The sequence below is a fragment of the Burkholderia sp. E168m22 genome, assembly GCF_001319805.1.
GTDB lineage: Bacteria > Pseudomonadota > Gammaproteobacteria > Burkholderiales > Burkholderiaceae > Burkholderia > Burkholderia orbicola.
The window spans coordinates 19782-40309 of the sequence record NZ_BBSK01000082.1 but is presented as its reverse complement, the minus strand read 5'-3'; the positions used below and the strand labels follow the sequence as shown (position 1 = coordinate 40309).

The following is a 20528-nucleotide window of genomic DNA, read 5'->3' as shown; positions in this document are numbered from 1 at the left end:
AAAATACGCGGCATTGTGGATCACGACATCGAGTCGGCCGCCGTCGCGCTCGACTGCCGCGACGAGCGCATCCAGGTCGCCCCGGCTCGCGGCATCGACCCGATACGCGCGTGCGTCGCCGCCCGCGCTGGCCAGCGCGTCGGCCTGCGCGGCTGCCGCGTCGCCGTTCAGGTCGGCCACGGCGACGAACGCGTCGGATTCTGCGAAACGGCGCGCGATCGCCGCGCCGATTCCTTGCGCGGCGCCCGTGACGAGCACGACACGGCCGCCGAAATCCGCCCGCAGGCGACCGCTGCCCGGCACGGCAGTCATCGCTGCGCCTCGCCGCCGGGCGGGTACACGGTTTCGTTCAGCACTTGCGCGTAAGCGCCGATCTGGAAATTCGACAGCGTGCCGAAATCGCCGCCCTGATAGCCGAAGATCTTGCCGTCGGTCTTGCGCTGCGCGAGGTCGATCAGCACGACGCCGAGCGTCGGCACCACTTTCTCGCGCCACACGAACAGATACAGCTCGTCCGCCATCTTGAAGTAATGGCAGCGGTCGACATCGGCCAGCCCGCCTTCGACGCCTTGCAGGCACTGCCACGCGTAGAAATTCTCGTTCAGGTAGATGTGCTCGTAGCATTCGGTCGGGCTGTAGCGGTACATCGTCCGCTTGCCGATCAGCTCGTGCGTGGGCGCATGCAACGGCCCCGGCTGCGCGTGGCCGCCGAGCGTGCCGTGCCGGAATTGCACGTCGACGGCCGTCAGCGGCAGCCCGCGCGCGACGCGCGTGAACGCATCGATGCGCGTGTCGGCTTCCGTCGGCAGCGTACCGACGACCGACGTCCACACGCCGGTGTCCAGATCGATCACGAGGCTGACCGACGTCGCCCGAGCAGTGACATCGATGTAGTCGACGAAGTACAGTCCATCGCGCAGCCGCGTCACGCGGCACGGCGCGCGGCCGCCCGTATCGCTCGCCGCATCGCGCCACTGCAGCGCATCCGGCTCGAACGTATAGACGCGCCACGCGCCCGATGCGTCGCCAAGCGCCAGCGTCCGCCCGACGAGTGCGTCGACGGGGGCGAGGATGTTCGCCTCCGGCGCGAAGCCGTCCGCGAGCGCGCCAACCTGAATGAATACCGGGTCCTGTCGTTCCACCTGCCGTCTCCCATGCAGCTTCAGGCCCGGCGGGCCGTGTACGCTGCCGATGTGCACATGGTGCCGGCTGCACGCGCCGCGCGATATCCGCCAAAAGGATGAAGGGCGCGCGGCGCCGGAACGCGCTAAAGTGCACGTGATCCGCGCCGCGACCGGCGCGAGGAGCGCACATGCACCGTGTCACCCACTATCGACGCACCGGCGAAGGCATCGAAGCGATCAGCCTCGAATCCGACCGCGCGTTTCCGCGCCACGCGCACGACGAATTCGGGGTGGGCGTGATCGTCAGCGGTGCGCACCGGTCGTGGAGCGGTCGCGGGCAGGTCGACGCGCTGGCGGGTGACGCGATCATGGTCAATCCCGGCGAGATGCACGACGGCTCGCCGCTCGAGGCCGGCACCGGCAGGCGCTGGCGGATGCTGTACCTCGCGCCCGGGCTGGTCGCGGGCGTCGCCGCGGAAGAAGGCCTCGGCGGCGTCGAGCTTGCCCATCCGGCCGTGCGCGACGCGCGGCTCACGGCCGCCGTCGGTCGGCTGCATGCGCGCATCGTCGCAGGCGAAACCCCGCCGCTGGCCCGCGACGAAGCGCTCGTGATGCTCGTCGCCGGTTTGCTCGCCCGGCACGCGAACCGCACGCTGCCGGCGGCCGGCGTCGCGCCGGCCGTCCGCGTCGCGCGGGAGCGGCTCGATGCAGCGCCGGCTGCTCCCGTGTCGCTCGCCGAGCTGGCCGACCTGAGCGGCGTCAGCCGCTTCCAGTTGCTGCGCGGCTTTGCGCGCGAGCTCGGCATCACGCCGCACGCCTATCTGGTTCAGTCGCGCACGCGGCTGGCGCGCGCGCTCCTGGCCAGCGGCCTGCCGATCGCCGATGCCGCGGCCGAAGCCGGCTTCGCCGATCAGAGCCACCTGACGCGTGCGTTCGCACGCCAGTTCGGGATCACGCCGGGGCGGTTCACGCAGGCAGGATAATCAACGCATCGCCCGCGCAGTGCAGAGCTACCGGGCGCAGTGCATTCAAAGGCGGTTGCTACCTCGACGGCAGCCACGACCTATTGCGTCAGGGCCTGTCGACGGCGCACCGCATTCAATGCCTCTCGCGCTGCAATTTCGTTCAAGACGCGCCCCGCCGCCATACGCGACGATGCGACGCATGAAGACACGACTGATTGGCTATCTCTATCTCGCCGCCGCGATGGCGGGCGTCGGCAGCACCGTCATCGCGAGCCGTCTCGCGGCCGGCGGCCTGCCGCCGTTCGCGGCCACAGCGCTGCGCTTCCTGATCGCGACCCCGCTGCTGTTCGCGCTGATGCGCGCGCAGCACATGTGCTGGCCGCGCATTTCCGCACGCGACGCCGTGCTACTCGTCATCCAGGCGGCGGCGGGCGGCGTCGGCTATACGGTGCTGCTGATCAGCGGCACGAAACTGTCGTCGCCGCTCGATGCGGGTGTGATGCTCGGCACGCTGCCGGCCATGTCGACGCTGATCGCGGCCGTCGTGCTGCGCGAGCGGCAGACGCCGCGCGACTGGCTGGCCGCCGCGCTCGCCACGGCCGGCGTGCTGTTCGTCACGTTCGCGCCGGGCCACGCGATGCCGTCGCTGCAAACACTTGCCGGCGATGCGCTGGTGCTGGCGGCCGTCGCATGCGAAGCGGTCTTCATCCTGCTCAACCGACGGCTTGCCGCACCGGTCCCGCCGCTCGCGCTCTCCACCGCGATGTCGGGCCTCGGCTTCGTGCTCGCACTCGTGCCGGCCGCGTTCGAATGGCAAGCAGTGGCGAGCGGCTGGACCGTCGGCGCCGTATCGGCGATCGTCTACTACGCGTTGATTCCGACCGTGCTCGGCTACCTGTGCTGGTATGCGGGTTCGGCCCGCACGAGCGGCACCGAGGCGGCCCTGTTCACGGCGGTCGCGCCGGTTTCGGCCGTGCTGTTCGCGGTCGCACTGTTCGGCGAAACGCTGACCGGCACGCGTGTCGCGGGCATCTCGCTCGTCGTCGCCGGCATGCTCGTCGGCGCGACGCGACGGCGCGAGCCGCCTGGCGCATCACGCGCTACGCTCGCCGCGCGGACCGCCATCGACTGACTCGCGCGTTCATTGCCTCGCGGCGAAAAGGGCTCCGGCACCCTGCCGTCGCATCGCCTGCCGATCGCCACCTTTCCGCGATGCAGCCGGCGACTGTAGGAATGTGTCCTCGCACCGCAAAACCGTTGCGCACGGCTGCGCAAGATGCAATATTCGCGTGGCCACACCCTTTGACAACCATCGAACAACAATCCGCCAAGCAATGAACAGGAAGGAAGCCAAAACAAGAATCGCGGTGCTGCTGTCCGCGGGAACGAGGAAGGCCGACACATTGGCCGAACTGTCCGGACAGGGGCTCAAGGATCGCGTGCTCGCGCACCTGATCGCATCGCGCCCGGACCCCGAACGCTGCCGCAAGAACAAGGTGCACGTCCGGATCCTGATCGCGCTCGGCATCGCCCAGTTGGTCATCAGCCTGATGCTTGCGTATTACTTCTTCGTATCCGGTGCCGGCAACGTCCTCGTCACCGTCTTCCTTGCGCTGACCGTGCCGCTGTCGCTGCTGTTCATCTGGGGCTTCGCGACCCATCGGGTGGGCGCATATCACGCGTTCATCGTGCTGTCGCTGCTGCAGATACCGAAGGCCGTCGCCGATCTCGGGCGCGATCCGGCGGCCGCGCTGCCGAGTCTCGCGATCACGGTCGTGCTGGTCGGTTACGTGTGGTTCGTCCGCACCCGGTTGTTCCCCGACTACGGCTGGTTCACGCCGCGCAAGGTCGAAGGCCGCTACGCGTTCGTGGAACGCGCCTGACGCCACCGGCATCGACCCGCGCGTAAAAAAAGGCGCCGAGCCTCCCCGCAATCGCGGGAAGGCCGGCGCCTTCTGCATACCGGAACCGGTCGGCTTACTTGGCCTTTTCAGCCGAATCGCTGATCGCCTGGCCGCCCTTCGAAATGTCCTGGCCCACGCCGGCGACCGTATTGCAACCGGCGAGCGCCGCGGTCACCACCAGCAGCATTGCAGCAATCGTACGCGTCATTCTCATTCTCCTTCGAATCAACATGCCCATTCGGGCGAATCGTGTGCGGCTGGCGCCCGGCACGCTGCCGGACACGGGGCCTGACCTGATTATACGGAGACGCAGGCCGCGCGCCAGTACGGCTCCGCCGAGTGTCATACGCACCACACCGCGCATGCGCGCAGATTTTTCTTGACTTCATTGCGGCAGGAACTAATATACGCACCGCGTATATTTTCCGCCCAGGAGCCGCCGATGACCGTTCCCCAGCAAGCCTTCCTCCGCGACGCGATGCGCCGCCTCAACATGACCCGCGAGGCATTCGCGAATCGCATCGGCGTCAGCCGGCGCGCGCTGGATACCTGGCTGCTTCCGGACGATTCGCAGGAATCGCGCGGGATGCCCGAGATCGTCGAACGCTTCGTGTCCGAAATCGTCGAGCGCTCGGCACCGGATGGCGAGAACTATACGCAAAGCGTAGATAAACAAGGGCTCGCGAAGCAATTCCTGTTCGAAGGCAAGCCGCAACTGATCTCCGTCGACCAGTTCTCGCGGGATTCGGTCGAGGCGCTGTTCCGCGTGGCCGATGTCATGCAGCCGATCGCGCGCCGCCACAAGATTTCGCGCGTGCTCGAAGGTGCGGTGCTCGGCAACCTGTTCTTCGAGGCCAGCACGCGCACGCGCGTGTCGTTCGGCGCGGCCTTCTGCCGGCTCGGCGGCTCGGTGTGCGATACGACGGGGTTCACGTTCTCGTCGATGGCCAAGGGCGAATCGATCTACGACACGAGCCGCGTGATGGCTGGCTACGTCGACGCGCTCGTGATCCGCCATCCGGAAAAAGGCTCGGTGGCCGAATTCGCGCGCGCGACCAACCTGCCGGTGATCAACGGCGGTGACGGCCCCGGCGAGCACCCGAGCCAGGCGCTGCTCGACCTCTATACGATCCAGCGCGAGTTTTCGCGACTCGGCAAGATAGTCGACGGCGCGCACATCGCGCTGGTCGGCGACCTGAAATACGGCCGCACCGTGCACTCGCTGGTCAAGCTGCTCGCGCTGTACCGCGGGCTGAAGTTCACGCTCGTGTCGCCGCCGACGCTCGAGATGCCGACGTACATCGTCGAGCAGATCGCGACGAACGGCCATGTGGTCGAGCAGACCAACGACCTCGCGGCCGGGCTGCGCGGCGCGGATGTGGTCTACGCGACGCGAATTCAGAAGGAGCGCTTCACCGACGAGTCGTTCGAAGGCTATACGCCGGATTTCCAGATCAACCAGGCGCTGGTCGACGCGGTGTGCAAGCCCGACACGCTGATCATGCACCCGCTGCCGCGCGACAGCCGGCCCGGCGCGAACGACCTGTCGGTCGACCTGAACCGCGACCCGCGTCTCGCGATCTTCCGGCAGACCGACAACGGCATTCCGGTGCGGATGGCGATCTTCGCGGTACTGCTGGGTGTCGAGAATCTCGTCCAGCATTCGATGCGCGACGCGACGTGGCGCCCGCCGGCATACCTCGGGCCGGAAGACGCGGTGTTTCACGGGATCGACTGACCTGCGGCCGGTGTCGCGCGCCTGAACGCGGGATTGCGTCAGTTCAACGGCCACGCGCAGACATCACGCACCCAACGCGCCGGCTTGCACGGCGCGTTGTCATTTTCGGCGCCGGTAACAACGTGACGGCGCCTAACCCGGCGTCAGGCGGTCCAAGGGTCGATCACACGCAGGCCTGCTGCCTCGAACGGCGCGACGTCGCGCGTGGCCACCTTGGCATTTTGCAGTCACTCGGCGCCCCGCGACGCAACCACTCTAGTCCCACCGCCCAGCCCTTCATACTCGGCCAATCGGCCATCCTTCCCCGCCCCACAAGCCTTCGACCACCCCGCAACATTCGTCAACACTTCCCTTACAAACGAGAACAAGAACGCTTCTCATTTAACAGGAAATTACATAGAATGCCGCCTGAAAACAAATCGTAATAATTCCCGGCGGCGTGCACATTTCCGCATCGCAGTGCCTCCGGGGCCACACCACGAGGTCGAAGCGCACCATGAAATCCCGTCCGGACGAGCTGAAGCTCGGTAAGTTCACCACCTTGTGCAGCGTGCTCGCCGCGAGCCCCGCGTTCGCCGACGGTACGCCGCCCGCGGCGCCCGCCAGCACCGAAGGCCACCTCGCGCCGATCGAGATCCAGGGCAAGACCGAGCACAGCTACAAGGCCGACTTTTCCGCTTCCGCGAAATTCACCGCGCCGCTCGTCGACACGCCGAAATCCGTCACCGTGATTCCGCAGGAACTGATCCAGAGCAGCGGCGCGGCGACGCTGACCGAAGCGCTGCGCACCGTGCCCGGCATCACGTTCGGCGCCGGCGAAGGCGGCAACCCGCTCGGCGACCGTCCGTTCATTCGCGGCTACGACACGCAGGGCAGCATGTTCGTCGACGGCATGCGCGACACGGGCGCCACCACGCGCGAGATCTTCAATACCGAACGCGTCGAGATCACGAAGGGTTCCGACGGCGCGTACGGCGGCCGCGGCGGCGCCGGCGGCAGCATCAACCTGATCACGAAGGCCCCGCACCTCGGCACGACGGCCGCCGCGAGCGCGGGCCTCGGCACCGACCGCTATCGCCGCTTCACCGCCGACGGCAACTGGCAGTTCGCCGAGCACGCCGCGTTCCGCCTGAACCTGATGAGCCACAACAACGACGTCGCCGGTCGCGATGCCGTCAACAACGAGCGCTGGGGCGTCGCGCCGTCGATCGCGTTCGGCCTCGGCACGCCGACGCGCGTGACCGCGAGCTACTACCACCTGCAGACGGACGACATGCCCGACGGCGGCATCCCGTACTTCTACACGACGTCGAACAAGCCCGCGAACGTCGGCACGATCTATCCGGCGCCCGTCGATCGCCACAACTTCTACGGCCTGATCGACCGCGACTTCCGCAAGACCACGTCGGACATCAGCACGATCAAGATCGAGCACGACATCACGCCGAACCTCACGGTGCGCAACACCACGCGCTACACGGAATCGACACAGGACTACATCTGGACGCAGCCGGACGACAGCCAGGGCAACGTGGTGAACGGCAAGGTCTGGCGCCGCAACAACAACCGCAACAGCTCGATCAACAGCCTCGCGAACCTGACCGAGCTGTTCGGCGAATTCCGCACGGGCCCGTTCAAGCACAGCTTCACGACCGGTATCGAGCTGTCGCGCGAATGGGGCAAGCGCGATTCGTACACGGTCGCGACCGACAAGGGCACGATCTGCCAGAAAGGCATCGGCGCCGCGTCGGGCTACAACTGCACGAGCCTGTGGTCGCCGAACCCGAACGATCCGTGGGCCGGTTCGATCACGCGCAACAACGACTACGCGCATGCGCGCACCACGACGAAGTCGATCTACGGCTTCGACACGATCGAGATCACGCCGCGCTGGCAAGTCAACGCCGGCGTGCGCGTCGACGACTACTCGACCCGCTTCACCGATACCAAGGCGAATGGCGGCAAGACCTATACGCGCGACGACACGCTCTTCAACTGGCAGGCCGGCCTCGTGTTCAAGCCCGCGCAGAACGGCAGCATCTACGCGTCGTATGCGACCTCGTCGACGCCCGCCGGCATGATGCTCGGCGAAGGCAGCGAAACGCAGTCGCTCACGCCGGGCCGCGGCGGCGTCGGCCCGAACGCCGATCAGCTTTCGCCGGAAAAAAACCGCAGCATCGAGCTCGGCACGAAGTGGAACGTGCTGAACGACAAGCTGTCGCTGACGGCCGCGCTGTTCCAGATCGACACGACCAACGCACGCGTGACGCTGCCGAACAACCAGTACGCGATGGTCGGCAACAAGCGCGTGCAGGGTCTCGAGCTCGGCCTCGCCGGCCAGATCACGAAGCAATGGCAGGTGTTCGGCGGCTACACGTACATGAAGAGCCAACTGCGCGACAACGGCAAGGACGCCGCGAACAACGGCAACCGCTTCCCGAACACGCCGAAGCACAGCCTGACGATGTGGTCGAACTACGACGTCACGCCGAAGTTCACGGTCGGCGGCGGCGCGTTCTATATGTCGGAAGTATTCGGCGATCCCGCGAACCTGCGCGCCGTGCCGTCGTACTGGCGCTTCGACGCGATGGCGCAGTACCGGATCAACAAGAAGCTCGACCTGCAACTGAACGTCAACAACCTGTTCAACCGCACCTACTTCGATCAGGCGTATCCGGCGCACTATGCGTCGATCGCGCCCGGCCGTTCGGCGTTCGTCACGCTGAACGCGCGCTACTGATCGATGGAAGCCGTGTCGCTGAAAGCGCTCGCGTCGGTATCGCCGCGCGAGTTCGCCGACATCCTGGCCGGGCCGCCCGAGCGCGCCGCCGCGTGGGTCGCCGCGGCGGCCGACCACGGCATCGTCGACGCACAGGCCGTGTACGGGCAATACCTGCTCGACGGGCACGGCGTCGCACGCGATCCGGCCGCCGCGTTCAACTGGTTCCGGCATGCCGCGCGGGCCGGCCACCCGATGGCGATGAACATGCTCGGGCGCTGCTACGAGTTCGGCTGGGGCACGGCCGCCTGCGCGCCGGTCGCCGTGTACTGGTACCGGCTCGCCGCGCAGGCGGGCCTCGACTGGGGCATGTACAACTACGCGACCGCACTCGCCCTCGGCCACGGCGTCGACGAGAACCGCGCCGACGCGCTCGACTGGTTCCGCCGCGCGGCCGCGCTCGGCCATGCGAAATCGATCAACCTGATCGGCGGGTTCTACGAGGACGGCTGGGTCGTAGCGGTCGACACCGACGCCGCGTTCGACCACTATCGCCGCGCCGCCATTGCCGGGGACTTCCGCGGCCAGTTCAACTATGCACGGCTGCTCGCCGAGCGCGGACGCATCGACGAAGCGCTCGCGTGGCTCGCGCGGGTGCCGGCCACCGCGACACCCGCATTCATCGCGAAGATGCGCGCGTATCTCGTGTCGTCGCCGCTCGACGCTTTTCGTTCGGTGGCCATGCAGCTGGCACCGCACGCCATGGAATTCGCATCATGATGCTTCATATCCCCGGTGTACTAACCAAGGCACAGGTCGCGCAATGCCGCGAGATGCTCGATACCGCCGACTGGGTCGACGGCAACGCGACGTCCGGCGCGCAGTCGGCGCTCGCGAAACGGAATCGGCAATTGCCGGAAGGCTCGCCGGTCGCGCGCACCGTCGGCGACGCGATCCAGGATGCGCTCGCCCGCCATCCGCTGTTCTTTTCGGCGGCGCTGCCGCTCAAGGTGTTTCCGCCGCTGTTCAATCGCTATGAAGGCGGCGAGACGTTCGGCACGCACGTCGACAACGCGATCCGGCTGCTGCGTGGCACGGATTTCCGCGTGCGCAGCGATCTGTCGGCGACGCTGTTTCTCGAGGAACCCGATGCGTACGACGGCGGCGAGCTGTGCGTCGAGGATACGTACGGCGTGCATCGTGCGAAGCTGCCGGCGGGCGACCTCGTGCTGTATCCGGCGTCGAGCCTGCATCACGTGACGCCTGTGACGCGTGGCGAGCGCGTCGCGTCATTCTTCTGGATTCAGAGCATGGTGCGCGACGACGGTGATCGCACGCTGCTGTTTCAGCTCGATACGCAGATTCAGGCGCTTTCCGCAGAAAAAGGGGCGAAGGACCCGGTGGTCATTTCGCTCACCGGGATTTATCACAATCTGTTGAGGAAGTGGGCGGATGCGTAGCCTGAGTCGGTCGCGCGCCGGCGCTCGCGCCGCGTCGAAAGACGGGTCCAAAACGATCTCGTCAAATGACCCCACTCATATCGCGATGCCGCTCACTCCCGTATCGAAATCCGAATTCAAGGCTCGCGCACTCGAACACCTCCGGCTCATCGAAGCGTCGGGCGAAGACCTGATCGTCACCGACCACGGCAAACCGACGCTCGAGATTCGACCGTATCGCTCGCGCGAAGCTCAGCCGCTGGACATATTGCGTGGTTCGGTCATGCGCTACGACAATCCTCTCGATCCGATTGCGAAAGAGGATTGGGAGACGTCGCTGTGATCGTGCTGGATACGCATGCATCGGCGTGATGGGCAGCGGGCGACTCTGCGCTCGGTTGATCACCCGCGACGAAAAAATCCGCGCGTACGCGCACGTCAGGACGCTTTGGTAAGCGTCGCCGGCCCCGTAGCTCGAACCGCCGCGCATCTTCCGCCCGACTCTGGCATATTGCCGATTCGTCTGACCAAAACGACCGCGGCCGCCCCATTCAACATCGGCCCGCGGCCCGCAACCGTCCTCGCGCCACTTGCCCGCTACCGTGATACCGCTCTCCGATCCCGCCGTCCGCTCGATCGCCCTGCAAGAGTCACACGAAGGGTTCGTCGATCTCGCAGGCTTCCATGACCGCATCGCCGTCGATCTCGACCGCCGCGATATCGAAAGCAGGAGCCCGCATTTCCTGAAAGTGCGTCGCAGTGTGGCGGAACGGCTGATCGCCGCCGCGCACGCGTTGCCCGCCGGCCTGCGCCTGTACGTCAAGGAAGGCTATCGCCCGCTGGCCCTGCAGCGCCGGTCCTTCACCGAGCATCTCGCGCATCTGCGCCGGACGCTGAATCCGCTGCCGGACGAAGACACCCTGGTCGCCCTGACCAGCCACTACGTCGCACTGCCGGAAGTCGCCGCCCATCCGACGGGCGCCGCCATCGACCTCACGCTGATCTCGGCGGAAGGCATCGAGATCGACATGGGCACCATCATGAACGCCACCGACCAGGAATCGTCCGGCGCGTGCTACACGCACAACACATTCATCAGCCGCGCGGCCGCGCGAAACCGCCAGATCCTGATCGGCGCGCTGACCCGCGCCGGCTTCACGAATTACCCGTCCGAATGGTGGCATTGGTCGTTCGGCGACCGCTATTGGGCCGTCATGCAGAACGAATCACACGCAATTTACGGTCCCGTCGAGGAAAGCATGCTCGACGAAGCGTCGCGATGACGGTTTTCCCGATCCGGCATACGTGACTCGGTAACATCCTCACTTGCCGATCCCCGTGTGCTCCCGCACAATCGCAGCACCTGCCTCACTCCCCCCGCGCCGATGTCCTATGCGTCACTCGCCACCGGCGTCCTGCTCGCCGGCGGCCTTGGTCAACGCTTCGACCCGAGCGGTCTGCACAGCAAGCTGCTCGCTCGGCTTCCCGACGGCACGCCGGTCGCAGTCGCCGCCGCCCGCCGTCTCGCGGCCGCCACCGCCGACGTGATCGCCGTCGTGCGTCCCGGCGCCGAAAAGCTTGCGATGCTGCTGAACGAAGCTGGCTGCCAGGTCGTGTATGCACCCGACGCGTTGCGCGGCATGGGCGCGAGCCTCGCGGCCGGCGTCCGCACGACCCCCGACGCGAATGGCTGGCTCGTCGCGCTCGGCGACATGCCGTGGATCGCGGCGTCCACCTACGAAACGGTCGCACGCGCACTCGAAACCGACGACGCGTCGATCGTCGCACCCGCGCATCGCGGCGTACGCGGCCATCCGGTCGGTTTTGCCGCGCACCACTTCGATGCGCTCGCCGCCCTCGACGGCGACACGGGCGCCCGCGCACTGTTCGCCAGCGCGCCGGTGACGCTGCTCGACGTCGACGATCCCGGCATCCTGCGCGACGTCGATACCCCGGCGGATTTGCGCTGACTTCGATCGCACGGGCCGTGCAGTATCCCGCACGAACACCGCCAATAAGCGAATTTCTCCGACGATCGACGCCCCGTAACAAGAATCCCGCTGCAAACGCGTGCCCGATTGCCTATAACGGAGACGAGGCGCGTCCGCCGCGCCACCGCCGTCACGCACTGCACGAGTTCTCCATGAGCGATCACACGACCCCGACGCCCGAGCCACCGGCCGATCCGAACCGCGATCCGGAAGACGATCCGTTCTCGTCGCCACCCGGCCATCACGACAACCCGCAGCAGCCGGACGGTCCACCGAGCAAGGACCCGGTCTAGCCGCACACTGCCCCGCTCCGCGAATGCAGCGCGCTACTGCCGTAACGGGGCCTAGCGCGCGGTATATCCGCCGTCGATCGGCAACGACACGCCGCTGATCATCGACGCCGCATCGCTCAGCAAAAACAGGATCGGTTCGACGACTTCGTGCGGCTCCGCGAACCGGCCGAGCGGAATCGCAGCGAGCATCGGCGCACGCTTCTCCGGTTCGCTCCACGCGAACTGCGCCATCGGCGTGAGCGTGACGGTCGGGTTCACACTGTTCACACGAATGCCGTGCGGCCCGAGTTCGATGCACAGCACGCGCGTGATCGCGTCCATCGCTGCCTTCGATGCGCAATAGCTCAGATGCGCGGGCAGGCCGACGAGCGCCGCCTGACTCGACACGTTGACGATGCTGCCCCGTGCGTGCGCCGCGCCGCGTCCGTCGCGTTCGATCATCTTGCGCGCCACGGCCCGCGCGACGAGCGCCGCGCCGCGCGCATTGACGGCCATCACGTGGTCGAACTGCGCGGCGCAGACCTCGAGAGCCGGTTCGAGCGACGCGATCCCCGCACAATTGACGAGGCCGTCGAACGCGTCGTACGCGGCGAGTGCTGCGTCGATCGCGTGTTGATCGCCGCCGACATCCAGGCGCAACGTATCGCACGCAATCTCGCCGGCGAGCGTGTCGAGCGCGGCCATGTCGCGCCCCGCCGCGACGACGCGCGCACCCGCCTGCGCCAGCGCGACCGCGCATGCGCGGCCGATTCCGCTCGAGGCACCCGTGACGAGCATCGTTGCCCCGCTGAAATCGAATCGTGTGTTCATGATGACGTGCCCAGCCTGTGCATGATCGGCTTGAGTGCCGGATACAGCGCCGTGTAGAGCGCAAAACGCGCGTCGTACGTTTGCACGCGATCGGCATCGGGCCGTGCACGCTCGACGAGTGTGACCCAGCCGCCCTGCGCGTCATCGCGCGACACGAGCCCCGCGCCGACGCCCGCGAGCAGCGCGGCGCCCATCGCGGCTTCGACGTCCTGCTCGATCGTCCATACCGGAAAGCCCGTCACGTCCGCGATGATCTGCATCCACAGCGCCGAATGCGCGGCGCCGCCGACGACGATCAATCGGTCGTCCAGCGCCACCGCGCCGCGGCGGCCGGCCTCGATGTTGTGGCGCAACGCGAACGCGACGCCTTCGAGCACCGCACGATAAAGATGCGCACGGGTATGCGCGAGACTCAGCCCGACGAACGCGCCGCTCGCCTTCGCGTCCCATACCGGGCTGCGCTCGCCCATCAGGTATGGCAGGAACAGCACGCCGTCGGCGCCGGCCGGCACGCGCTCGGCCGCCTCCTCGAGCAGCACGTGCGGATCGCCGTGCGGCAACAGGCGCGCCGCATCGATTTCCGCGTGGCAGAACTGGTCGCGAAACCACGCGACCGACGCGCCGGCCGTAATTGCCCCGCCGAACACATACAGGTCGCGCTGCCCGTCGAACACGTGCGGCATGCTGACGAGGCCATGGCGCGCATCGACATGCCGGTTCACGTAACCCCAGCACATGCTGGTGCCGATCATCGCGACGTGCTGCCCGGTACGCGTCGCGCCGGCCGCGAAGGTCGCCACTGCGGCATCGACGCCGCCCGCGACGACCGGCGTGCCCGCCGGCAGCCCGAATTGCGCGGTCCATTGCGACAGCAGGCCGCCGACGACGTCCGTCGAATCGACCAGCCGCTCGGGCATCATCGTCGCCGGAATGCCGAGCATGTCGAGCGCGTCGTCGGACCACTCGCGACGCGCGACGTCGTACACGCCGCCGATATTGCCGGCCGAACTGTGGTCGACCGCGACTTCGCCGGTCAGCAGGTAGATCACGTACGCGTTCGGCGGCAGGAAATAGCGCACGTTCGCCCACACGTCGGGCCGCTGATCGCGCAGCCACAGCATCTTGGTGAAGCCGTAGTAGCTGTCGACGCCGTTGCCGGTGATCACGCGTAGCCGCTCGACGTTCACGTGTTCGTTGACCCAGTCGACTTCGGCGGTCGCGCGCCGGTCCATCCAGATCAGGCACGGATGCAGCGGCCGCATGTCGATGTCGACCGGGATGCCCGAGCCGCCGTACAGGCTGCTCACGCACACCGCACGGATCGCGTCGGCCGGCACGCCCTGCGCCCGCGCGTCGCTCACGCAGCCCGCGATGCAGTCGCGCACCGCGTCGAACCACACCTGCGGCCACTGCTCGGCCCACAGCGGACGCGGCGTATCGGGCTGGTAGCCGGACGAGCGCCGCGCGACGATCGTGCCGTGCCGGTCGACGAGCAGCGCCTTGGTGCTCTGCGTGCCGATGTCGACGCCTATGACGTATTCCATGATGTCTCCGGTGAGGCGCACGCCGGCCGTCAGCGGGCCGGCTTCAGCAGCACCTTGATCGATTCGGGCGATTTCGCGACACGGATCGCATCGTCCCAGTCTTCCAGCGCGAAACCGTGCGTGACGATGCCCTTCGACGTGACGAGCCCGCGCGCGAGCAGGTCGATCGCGACCGGATAGCAGTATGGCCCGAGGTGCGCACCGCGTACGTCGAGCTCCTTGCGGTCGCCGATGATCGACCAATCGACGGTCGCATCCTCGCCGAACACGCTGAATTCGACGAAGCGGCCGAGCTTGCGGATCAGGTCGAGCCCCTGGTTCACGCCGACCGGCGCGCCGGTCGTCTCGATGTACACGTCGCAGCCGTAGCCGTCGGTGAGCGCGCGGACGATCTCGCGCGCGTCGTCGCGCTGCGGGTTGATCGTCACGTCGGCGCCGTACTGGCGCGCGAGTTCGAGCCGTTCGTCGATCAGGTCGATCACGACGAGTTTCTTCGGCGTCTTCAGGTGCGCGACCTGCGTCATCATCAGCCCGAGCGGGCCCGCGCCCGCGATCACGACGACGTCGTCGAGCTGGACGTCGCCGCGGTTCACCGTGTGGATCGCGCACGACAGCGGCTCGATGATCGCCGCATCCTCGAGCGATACGCCGAGCGGAATCTTGTGAACGATCGCGGTCGGCGGAATGCGCATGTACTCGGCCATCCCGCCGTCGGCGACCTCGCGCTGGAAACCGAAGATATTGTGTACCTCGCACATCCAGTACTGGCCCGACTTGCAGTAGCGGCACTTGCCGCACGGCACGATCTGCTCGGCGATCACGCGGTCGCCCAGCGCCACGCCGAAATGCTCGGCCGCGCCGTCGCCGAGCGCCTCGACATGGCCGAAGAATTCATGGCCGGGAATGACCGGCGCCTTCACCCACGGGCTGGGGCCGCCCCAGAACATCTTGGCGCCGGTGTAGCACTTGCAGTCGCTCGCGCAGATCCCGCACGCGGCGATGCGGATCACGAGTTCGTTCGCGCCGGGATTCGGCTTCGCGACCTGCTCGACGCGATAGTCCTCGGGGCCGTGGCAGACGACCGCGGTCATGCGCGGCTGGGCTTCGGGTGTCGTCATGAGTTGTCTCTTTCCTGAGTGATTCGGATGGCTGATTGATTGATCGTTACCGCGATCGCTCACGGCTGATGTAGATCGCGAGCAGGATGATTCCGCCCTTGATCACGTTCTGCACATACGGGTTCACGCCGATCATGTTGAGCCCGTTGTTGAGCACGCCGAGCAGCAGCGCGCCGACCAGCGTGCCGAGGATCGCCCCGCGCCCGCCGGAGATCGACGTGCCGCCCATCACGACGGCCGCGATCGCGTCGAGTTCGAAGCCCACGCCCGCGTTCGGCTGCCCGCTCATCAGGCGTCCGGTCAGCACGATCGCGGCGAGCGCCGACGTGAGCCCGGCCAGCGTGTAGACGATCAGCTTCACGCGCGCGACTCGCACGCCGGTGAGCCGCGTCGCCTGCTCGTTGCCGCCGATCGCATACACGTAGCGGCCGAACGGCATCCGGTCGAGCAGCAGCCACGCGATCGCATAGACCACCAGCATGATCAGCACCGGCGCCTGGATGCCGAGCACCTTGCCGCTGCCGAAGAACGCGACCCAGTCGGGCAGCCCGTCGATCGGATAGCCGCCCGTGTAGATCAGCGCGAGGCCGCGTGCGATGCCCATCGTCGCGAGCGTGACGATGATCGGCGGCATCCCGGCGAACGCGACGAACACGCCGTTCAGGAAGCCGAAGCCGAGGCCGACCGCGATGCCGATCGCCAGCGCGGCGACCGCGTTGACGCCCGCGACCATCAACCCGGCCGCGAGCGTGCCCGACAGCGCCATCACCGAGCCGACCGACAGGTCGATCCCGCCGGTCAGGATCACGCAGGTCATGCCGACCGCGATGATCGCGTTGATCGACACCTGGCGCAGCACGTTCTCGAGGTTCGCGGCGGACAGGAAGCTGGGGCTCGCGATCATCATCGCGATGCACACGACGATCAGGCCGACGAGCGGATAGAACAGCGTCGAGCGGCGCAACTGCGCCCACATCGCGCGGGGCGGCGGCGCGTCGCCGTTTCCGGCGGTGGCCGCGAGCGTCGTGGAAGGCGTGGAAGAAGAATCAGGCAGGTTCATGGGTCGCTCCTCGCGTGCCGGCCGTGGCATAGGTCATGACCGTGTCGGGATCGATCTCGTCGCCTTCGAGCGTCGCCTCGATGCGGCCCTGCCGGAACACGGCGACGCGATCGCACATGCCGACGATTTCCGGCAATTCGGACGAGATCATGATGATGGCGTAGCCGCGCGCGGTGAGTTCGCGCATCAGCCCGTAGATTTCGGCTTTCGCGCCGACGTCGATGCCGCGCGTCGGCTCGTCGAAGATCAGCACCGACGTGTGATGGTTCAGCCAGCGCGCGATCACGACCTTCTGCTGGTTGCCGCCGGACAGCGTCGCGACCTCGGTGTGGATCGACGGCGCCTTCACGCCGACGCGCCGCATCACGTCGTGCGTGGTGCGCGCTTCGCCGCGCCGGTCGATCAGCCAGCGCATCGACCGGTACTTGCCGAGGTTGTTCAGCGAGATGTTGTCGCGAATCGAGAACGACGTGACGAGCCCTTCCGTCTTGCGGCTTTCCGGCAGAATGCCGATGCCCGCGCGCAACGCATCGGCCGGATCGGCGAGCTTCGCCGCCGCGCCGCGCACGCGCAGTTCCTTGCGATGCGCGCGCGTCGCGCCGATCACCGCGAGCGCGGTTTCGGTGCGTCCCGAACCGACGAGCCCCGCGAAACCGAGGATCTCGCCTTCACGCAGCGCGAAGCGGTTCACCGGGCCGTCGCGCTCGATCTGCAGCGCATCGACTTCGAGCACGGCCGGCGCGTCGGCCGGCAATACCGGCTTCGGCGGAAAGCTGCTTTCGATCCGGCGACCGACCATCATGCGCACCAGTTGCTCGACGTCGGTGCGCGCGACCTCGGTCGTCGCGACGTACTGGCCGTCGCGCAGCACCGTAATGCGGTCGCACACCACGAAGATTTCGTCGAGGTGATGCGAGATGAAGATCATCGCGACGCCCTGCCGCTTCAGCTCGCGCATGATCGCGAACAGGTGCTCGGCCTCGGCCGGCGTAAGCGTCGCGGTCGGTTCGTCGAGGATCAGGATGCGCGCGTCGAGCGACAGCGCCTTGCCGATCTCGACGAACTGCTGCTGCGCGACCGACAGCGTACGGATCGGCGCATCCAGATCGATCGCCACGCCCAGGCGCGCGAAGATGGCCGCGGCCGCCGCGCGCATCCGCTTGCGGTCGCGCGCGCCCCAGCGATTGCGCAGCTCGCGGCCGAGGAACAGGTTGTCGACGGCATCGAGGTGCGGAATCAGGCTGAACTCCTGAAACACGATGCCGACGCCGGCCGCGACCGCGTCGTGATAATCCGCGAAATGGCGCGCGGCGCCGTCGATCTCGATCGTACCGGCATCCGGCTGGTGGATGCCGCACAGGATCTTCATCAGCGTCGACTTGCCCGCGCCGTTCTCGCCGAGCAGCGCATGGATCTCGCCGCGCGCGATTTCCAGATCGATGTCGGACAGCGCCTTCACGCCGGGAAAGCTTTTCGTGATGTGGCTGAGCCTGAGTATCGTGTCCATCGGCTTCTCCGTGCGAAGGGCGTCGGCCACGCCGCCGCCCTTCGCGTCGCGTCGCACGTCGTTCACCAGCTGAAACCCTTCGCGTTGCCGCGATCGACGACCTTCACGTCGACGGGAATCGCCTTCGGCACCGTCGCGCCCCACTTGCGCGCGATCGCGATGCCGAGCGCGATGCGCACCTGGTCGGCCGGGAACTGCGCGGTCGTCTCGATGAACTTCGAGTTCGGTTTCTGGATCGCGGCGATCGCCTCGGGTGCGCCGTCGACGCTCGTCAGCTTGATGTCCTTGCCGGAACCCTCGATCGCGGCGAGCGCGCCCATCGAGCCGCCGTCGTTCACGCTGAAGAGGCCCTTCAGGTTCGGATGCGCGGAGATCATGTTCTCGGTGACCGACAGCGCGGTCGCGCGCTCCTGCTTGCCGTTCTGCGTGTCGACGAGCTTCACGTTCGGGAATTTCGCGAGCCCGGCCTTGCAGCCGCGCACGCGTTCGAGAATCGGCACGACCGGAATGCCGTCGAGGATCGCGACCTCGCCGCTGCCGCCGATCGCCTTCGCGAGGTATTCGCACGACATCACGCCCGCGTCGTAATTCTTCGAGCCGACGAACGAATCGACCGGGCCGTTCGCGTTCGCATCGACGGCGACGACCACCGCGCCCGCCTTCTTCGCCTGCGTGATCGCCGACTGGATGCCGGTCGAATCGGTCGGGTTCACGAGCAGGATGTCGATCTTCTTCTGCAGCATGTCCTCGACGTCGCTCACCTGCTTGCTGACGTCGTGATGCGCGTCGGTGACGACGACCTGCGCACCGATCGACGCGGCCGCGTCGTTCAGCGCCTTCTGCATCGTCACGAAGTACGGGTTGTTCAGTTCCTGGAACGTCATGCCGATCCGCAGCGGCGCGGCATGCGCGGCGGCGGCGGCGGGCAACAGGGCCGCGCCGGCGAGCGCGGCAACGGCCGCCAGGCGGGCGGCGCGACGGGGGGATGTAGCGGGCGATGCGTGCGTCATGACGGTGTCTCCAAAAATTGTGTGCGGCTTTTTCGTGGGTGAATACGCCCCTCGCGACGTGAGCGACGCGATCGGCGGGGTAAAACGGCGGGGAAACTCAGGCGGGCAACGGCCCGGCGGTCATCCGGGCTGCGGCGTGAGTTCGGGCGCACCGGGCGTCAGCACGCGCGGCGGCAGCGGATTACCGGTCGGCGCCGCATGCAGCGCCAGCTCGCGGCTGCGCGCGTTCAGGCGCTGCAGCGCGCGGAATTCGGACGGCGCCATCCCCTTCACCGCGCGGAACTGGCGGTTGAAGTTCGACACGTTGTTGAAGCCGGCCTGGAAACAGATGTCGGTGATGCTCGCGTCGTCGGCGAGCAGCATCTGGCAGGCGGACTCGATCCGCAGACGATTCACGTACTGGACGAACGGCATGCCGGTATGGCGATGGAACGTGCGCGAGAACGCGCTGACGCTCTGCCCGGTCAGTTGCGCGAGATCGGATTCGCGCAGCTCGGATGCGAGGTTCTTGCCGATATACGACAGCGCGTGGCTCAGGCGCGTGGGCGTGACGTCGGCCTGGTCGTACGCGGGGCTCGCGAGCAGCGTGCGTTCGGCCGCGCCGCACAGCCGCTCCAGGATCGTCATGAACAGCGCGATGCGGCGCATGCCGCGCGCGGTCAACAGTTCATCGAACAACGGCGCGATTGCAGCGCTCGTCGCGGCGTCGAAGCCGACCCCGCGCCGCGCGTCGTCCAGCAGCGTCTGCGCATCGCGGCATTCGGGGAACGCGTCCATGCAGCGGCGCACGAACGACGGATCGAACTGGATCACGAGATTGCGGCGCTCGACGGTTTCGCCTTCGGCCATGTCGCTGACCCAGTTGTGCGGCAGGTTCGGGCCCAGCAGCACGAGATGGCCGGGGCCGAACGAGCCGATGTGATCGCCGACGAAATACTTGCCGTGCGTCGCGACGATCAGGTGCAGCTCGAATTCGGGATGGAAATGCCAGCGGATCGTGCGGTACGGATAGCCGTGCGACCAGACCTTGAACGACTCGTCGCGTCGCACGTCGACCACTTCGAGATCGGGGTGCATCATGTTGGCGTCTCCATTCCCATATATTGCTGGCCGGCCTGTTCGGCTGTGCGCGCATCGCCGCGTGTCTCGCGCGGCGATGCGACCGGTCGCATGGGAAGCAATGTAGGTCGATCGAGCGCGCGGCTCCACCAACTTTACGCCTGATTTTCGATACTTTTTTGCCGCCCACCGGCTGAAATGGCGCCGGATGGCAAATTTGTTGCAGCGCGGAACGACGCGGGCGGCC

21 protein-coding genes and 1 pseudogene are annotated in these 20528 nt (G+C 67.2%); 11 read left to right on the top strand and 11 right to left on the bottom strand.

From position 1 onward, the window contains the following. On the bottom strand, window positions 1-312 hold a 312-nt coding region (locus AP428_RS18240), incomplete at its 3' end, for an SDR family NAD(P)-dependent oxidoreductase (RefSeq protein ID WP_156349334.1). Continuing rightward, on the bottom strand, window positions 309-1142 hold the full coding sequence (locus AP428_RS18235; RefSeq protein ID WP_011547341.1) for a molybdenum cofactor biosynthesis F family protein: 834 nt from the start codon (window positions 1140-1142) through the stop codon (window positions 309-311). The genes AP428_RS18235 and AP428_RS18240, both read right to left, overlap by 4 nt. A 170-nt stretch (window positions 1143-1312) precedes the next feature. Here AP428_RS18235 and AP428_RS18230 point away from each other — a divergent pair, with 170 nt between their 5' ends. The 3 genes from AP428_RS18230 (at window position 1313) to AP428_RS18220 (ending at window position 3972) form a co-directional block, all read left to right on the top strand. Continuing rightward, window positions 1313-2107 (top strand): AraC family transcriptional regulator, encoded by a 795-nt coding sequence (locus tag AP428_RS18230; RefSeq protein WP_011547340.1) that lies wholly within the window; start codon window positions 1313-1315, stop codon window positions 2105-2107. Between the two features lie 181 nt (window positions 2108-2288). After that, entirely contained in the window at window positions 2289-3221 is a 933-nt protein-coding gene (locus AP428_RS18225; RefSeq protein ID WP_012339713.1) for a DMT family transporter, read from the top strand. A gap of 202 nt (window positions 3222-3423) precedes the next feature. Next, the gene (locus tag AP428_RS18220; RefSeq protein ID WP_011547338.1) at window positions 3424-3972 is read left to right on the top strand and encodes a hypothetical protein; all 549 of its coding nucleotides are present in this window, start codon (window positions 3424-3426) and stop codon (window positions 3970-3972) included. Window positions 3973-4066: 94 nt separating this feature from the next. Here the strand turns inward: AP428_RS18220 and AP428_RS18215 are convergent, their stop codons facing one another. Next, window positions 4067-4201 carry an entericidin A/B family lipoprotein gene (locus AP428_RS18215; RefSeq protein WP_006485835.1) on the bottom strand — a complete coding sequence of 45 codons (135 nt, stop codon included), beginning with the start codon at window positions 4199-4201 and terminating at the stop codon, window positions 4067-4069. A gap of 234 nt (window positions 4202-4435) precedes the next feature. Between AP428_RS18215 and AP428_RS18210 the strand changes: the two genes are divergently transcribed. Next, complete coding sequence (locus AP428_RS18210) at window positions 4436-5731, top strand: aspartate carbamoyltransferase (protein ID WP_011547337.1); 1296 nt, start codon at window positions 4436-4438, stop codon at window positions 5729-5731. A 143-nt stretch (window positions 5732-5874) separates the two neighbouring features. Here AP428_RS18210 and AP428_RS37470 read toward each other — a convergent pair. Next, window positions 5875-5943: pseudogene (locus AP428_RS37470) on the bottom strand (VapC toxin family PIN domain ribonuclease); the annotation flags it as partial. A 284-nt stretch (window positions 5944-6227) separates the two neighbouring features. Here AP428_RS37470 and AP428_RS18205 point away from each other — a divergent pair. From AP428_RS18205 to AP428_RS37200, 7 genes are all read left to right on the top strand, one after another. Beyond that, complete coding sequence (locus AP428_RS18205) at window positions 6228-8471, top strand: TonB-dependent siderophore receptor (protein WP_011694783.1); 2244 nt, start codon at window positions 6228-6230, stop codon at window positions 8469-8471. A gap of 3 nt (window positions 8472-8474) precedes the next feature. Continuing rightward, the gene (locus AP428_RS18200; RefSeq protein ID WP_011547335.1) at window positions 8475-9230 is read left to right on the top strand and encodes a tetratricopeptide repeat protein; all 756 of its coding nucleotides are present in this window, start codon (window positions 8475-8477) and stop codon (window positions 9228-9230) included. Continuing rightward, on the top strand, window positions 9227-9910 hold the full coding sequence (locus AP428_RS18195) for a Fe2+-dependent dioxygenase (RefSeq protein WP_011547334.1): 684 nt from the start codon (window positions 9227-9229) through the stop codon (window positions 9908-9910). The genes AP428_RS18200 and AP428_RS18195 overlap by 4 nt, the downstream gene beginning before the upstream one ends. Window positions 9911-9995: 85 nt before the next feature. Continuing rightward, complete coding sequence (locus AP428_RS18190) at window positions 9996-10232, top strand: type II toxin-antitoxin system Phd/YefM family antitoxin (RefSeq protein ID WP_041489371.1); 237 nt, start codon at window positions 9996-9998, stop codon at window positions 10230-10232. A 259-nt stretch (window positions 10233-10491) separates the two neighbouring features. Then, window positions 10492-11172, top strand: coding sequence for a M15 family metallopeptidase (locus tag AP428_RS18185; protein ID WP_227746100.1), 681 nt, complete (start codon window positions 10492-10494; stop codon window positions 11170-11172). Between the two features lie 102 nt (window positions 11173-11274). Beyond that, window positions 11275-11859 carry an NTP transferase domain-containing protein gene (locus AP428_RS18180; protein ID WP_011547331.1) on the top strand — a complete coding sequence of 195 codons (585 nt, stop codon included), beginning with the start codon at window positions 11275-11277 and terminating at the stop codon, window positions 11857-11859. A gap of 173 nt (window positions 11860-12032) precedes the next feature. Beyond that, window positions 12033-12173 carry a hypothetical protein gene (locus AP428_RS37200; RefSeq protein ID WP_012339712.1) on the top strand — a complete coding sequence of 47 codons (141 nt, stop codon included), beginning with the start codon at window positions 12033-12035 and terminating at the stop codon, window positions 12171-12173. Between the two features lie 51 nt (window positions 12174-12224). On the opposite strand, the gene AP428_RS18175 is transcribed toward AP428_RS37200, so the two are convergent. From AP428_RS18175 to AP428_RS18145, 7 genes are all read right to left on the bottom strand, one after another. Beyond that, window positions 12225-12983 carry an SDR family oxidoreductase gene (locus tag AP428_RS18175; protein WP_041489370.1) on the bottom strand — a complete coding sequence of 253 codons (759 nt, stop codon included), beginning with the start codon at window positions 12981-12983 and terminating at the stop codon, window positions 12225-12227. After that, a complete protein-coding gene (locus AP428_RS18170) occupies window positions 12980-14527 on the bottom strand; it encodes an FGGY-family carbohydrate kinase (RefSeq protein WP_011547328.1) in 1548 nt (515 codons plus the stop codon). Before AP428_RS18170 ends, AP428_RS18175 begins: the two co-directional genes overlap by 4 nt. A gap of 29 nt (window positions 14528-14556) precedes the next feature. Beyond that, window positions 14557-15645 (bottom strand): erythritol/L-threitol dehydrogenase, encoded by a 1089-nt coding sequence (locus AP428_RS18165; protein WP_011547327.1) that lies wholly within the window; start codon window positions 15643-15645, stop codon window positions 14557-14559. 46 nt (window positions 15646-15691) lie between these two features. Beyond that, on the bottom strand, window positions 15692-16705 hold the full coding sequence (locus AP428_RS18160) for an ABC transporter permease (protein WP_011354493.1): 1014 nt from the start codon (window positions 16703-16705) through the stop codon (window positions 15692-15694). Beyond that, window positions 16692-18356 (bottom strand): sugar ABC transporter ATP-binding protein, encoded by a 1665-nt coding sequence (locus tag AP428_RS18155; protein WP_374039671.1) that lies wholly within the window; start codon window positions 18354-18356, stop codon window positions 16692-16694. Before AP428_RS18155 ends, AP428_RS18160 begins: the two co-directional genes overlap by 14 nt. Next, the gene (locus AP428_RS18150; protein WP_011694785.1) at window positions 18275-19222 is read right to left on the bottom strand and encodes a substrate-binding domain-containing protein; all 948 of its coding nucleotides are present in this window, start codon (window positions 19220-19222) and stop codon (window positions 18275-18277) included. The genes AP428_RS18155 and AP428_RS18150 overlap by 82 nt, the downstream gene beginning before the upstream one ends. A gap of 120 nt (window positions 19223-19342) precedes the next feature. Then, window positions 19343-20302: an AraC family transcriptional regulator gene (locus tag AP428_RS18145; protein ID WP_011547324.1), complete on the bottom strand. Its 960-nt coding sequence runs from the start codon at window positions 20300-20302 to the stop codon at window positions 19343-19345. Between the last annotated feature and the right edge of the window lie 226 nt (window positions 20303-20528).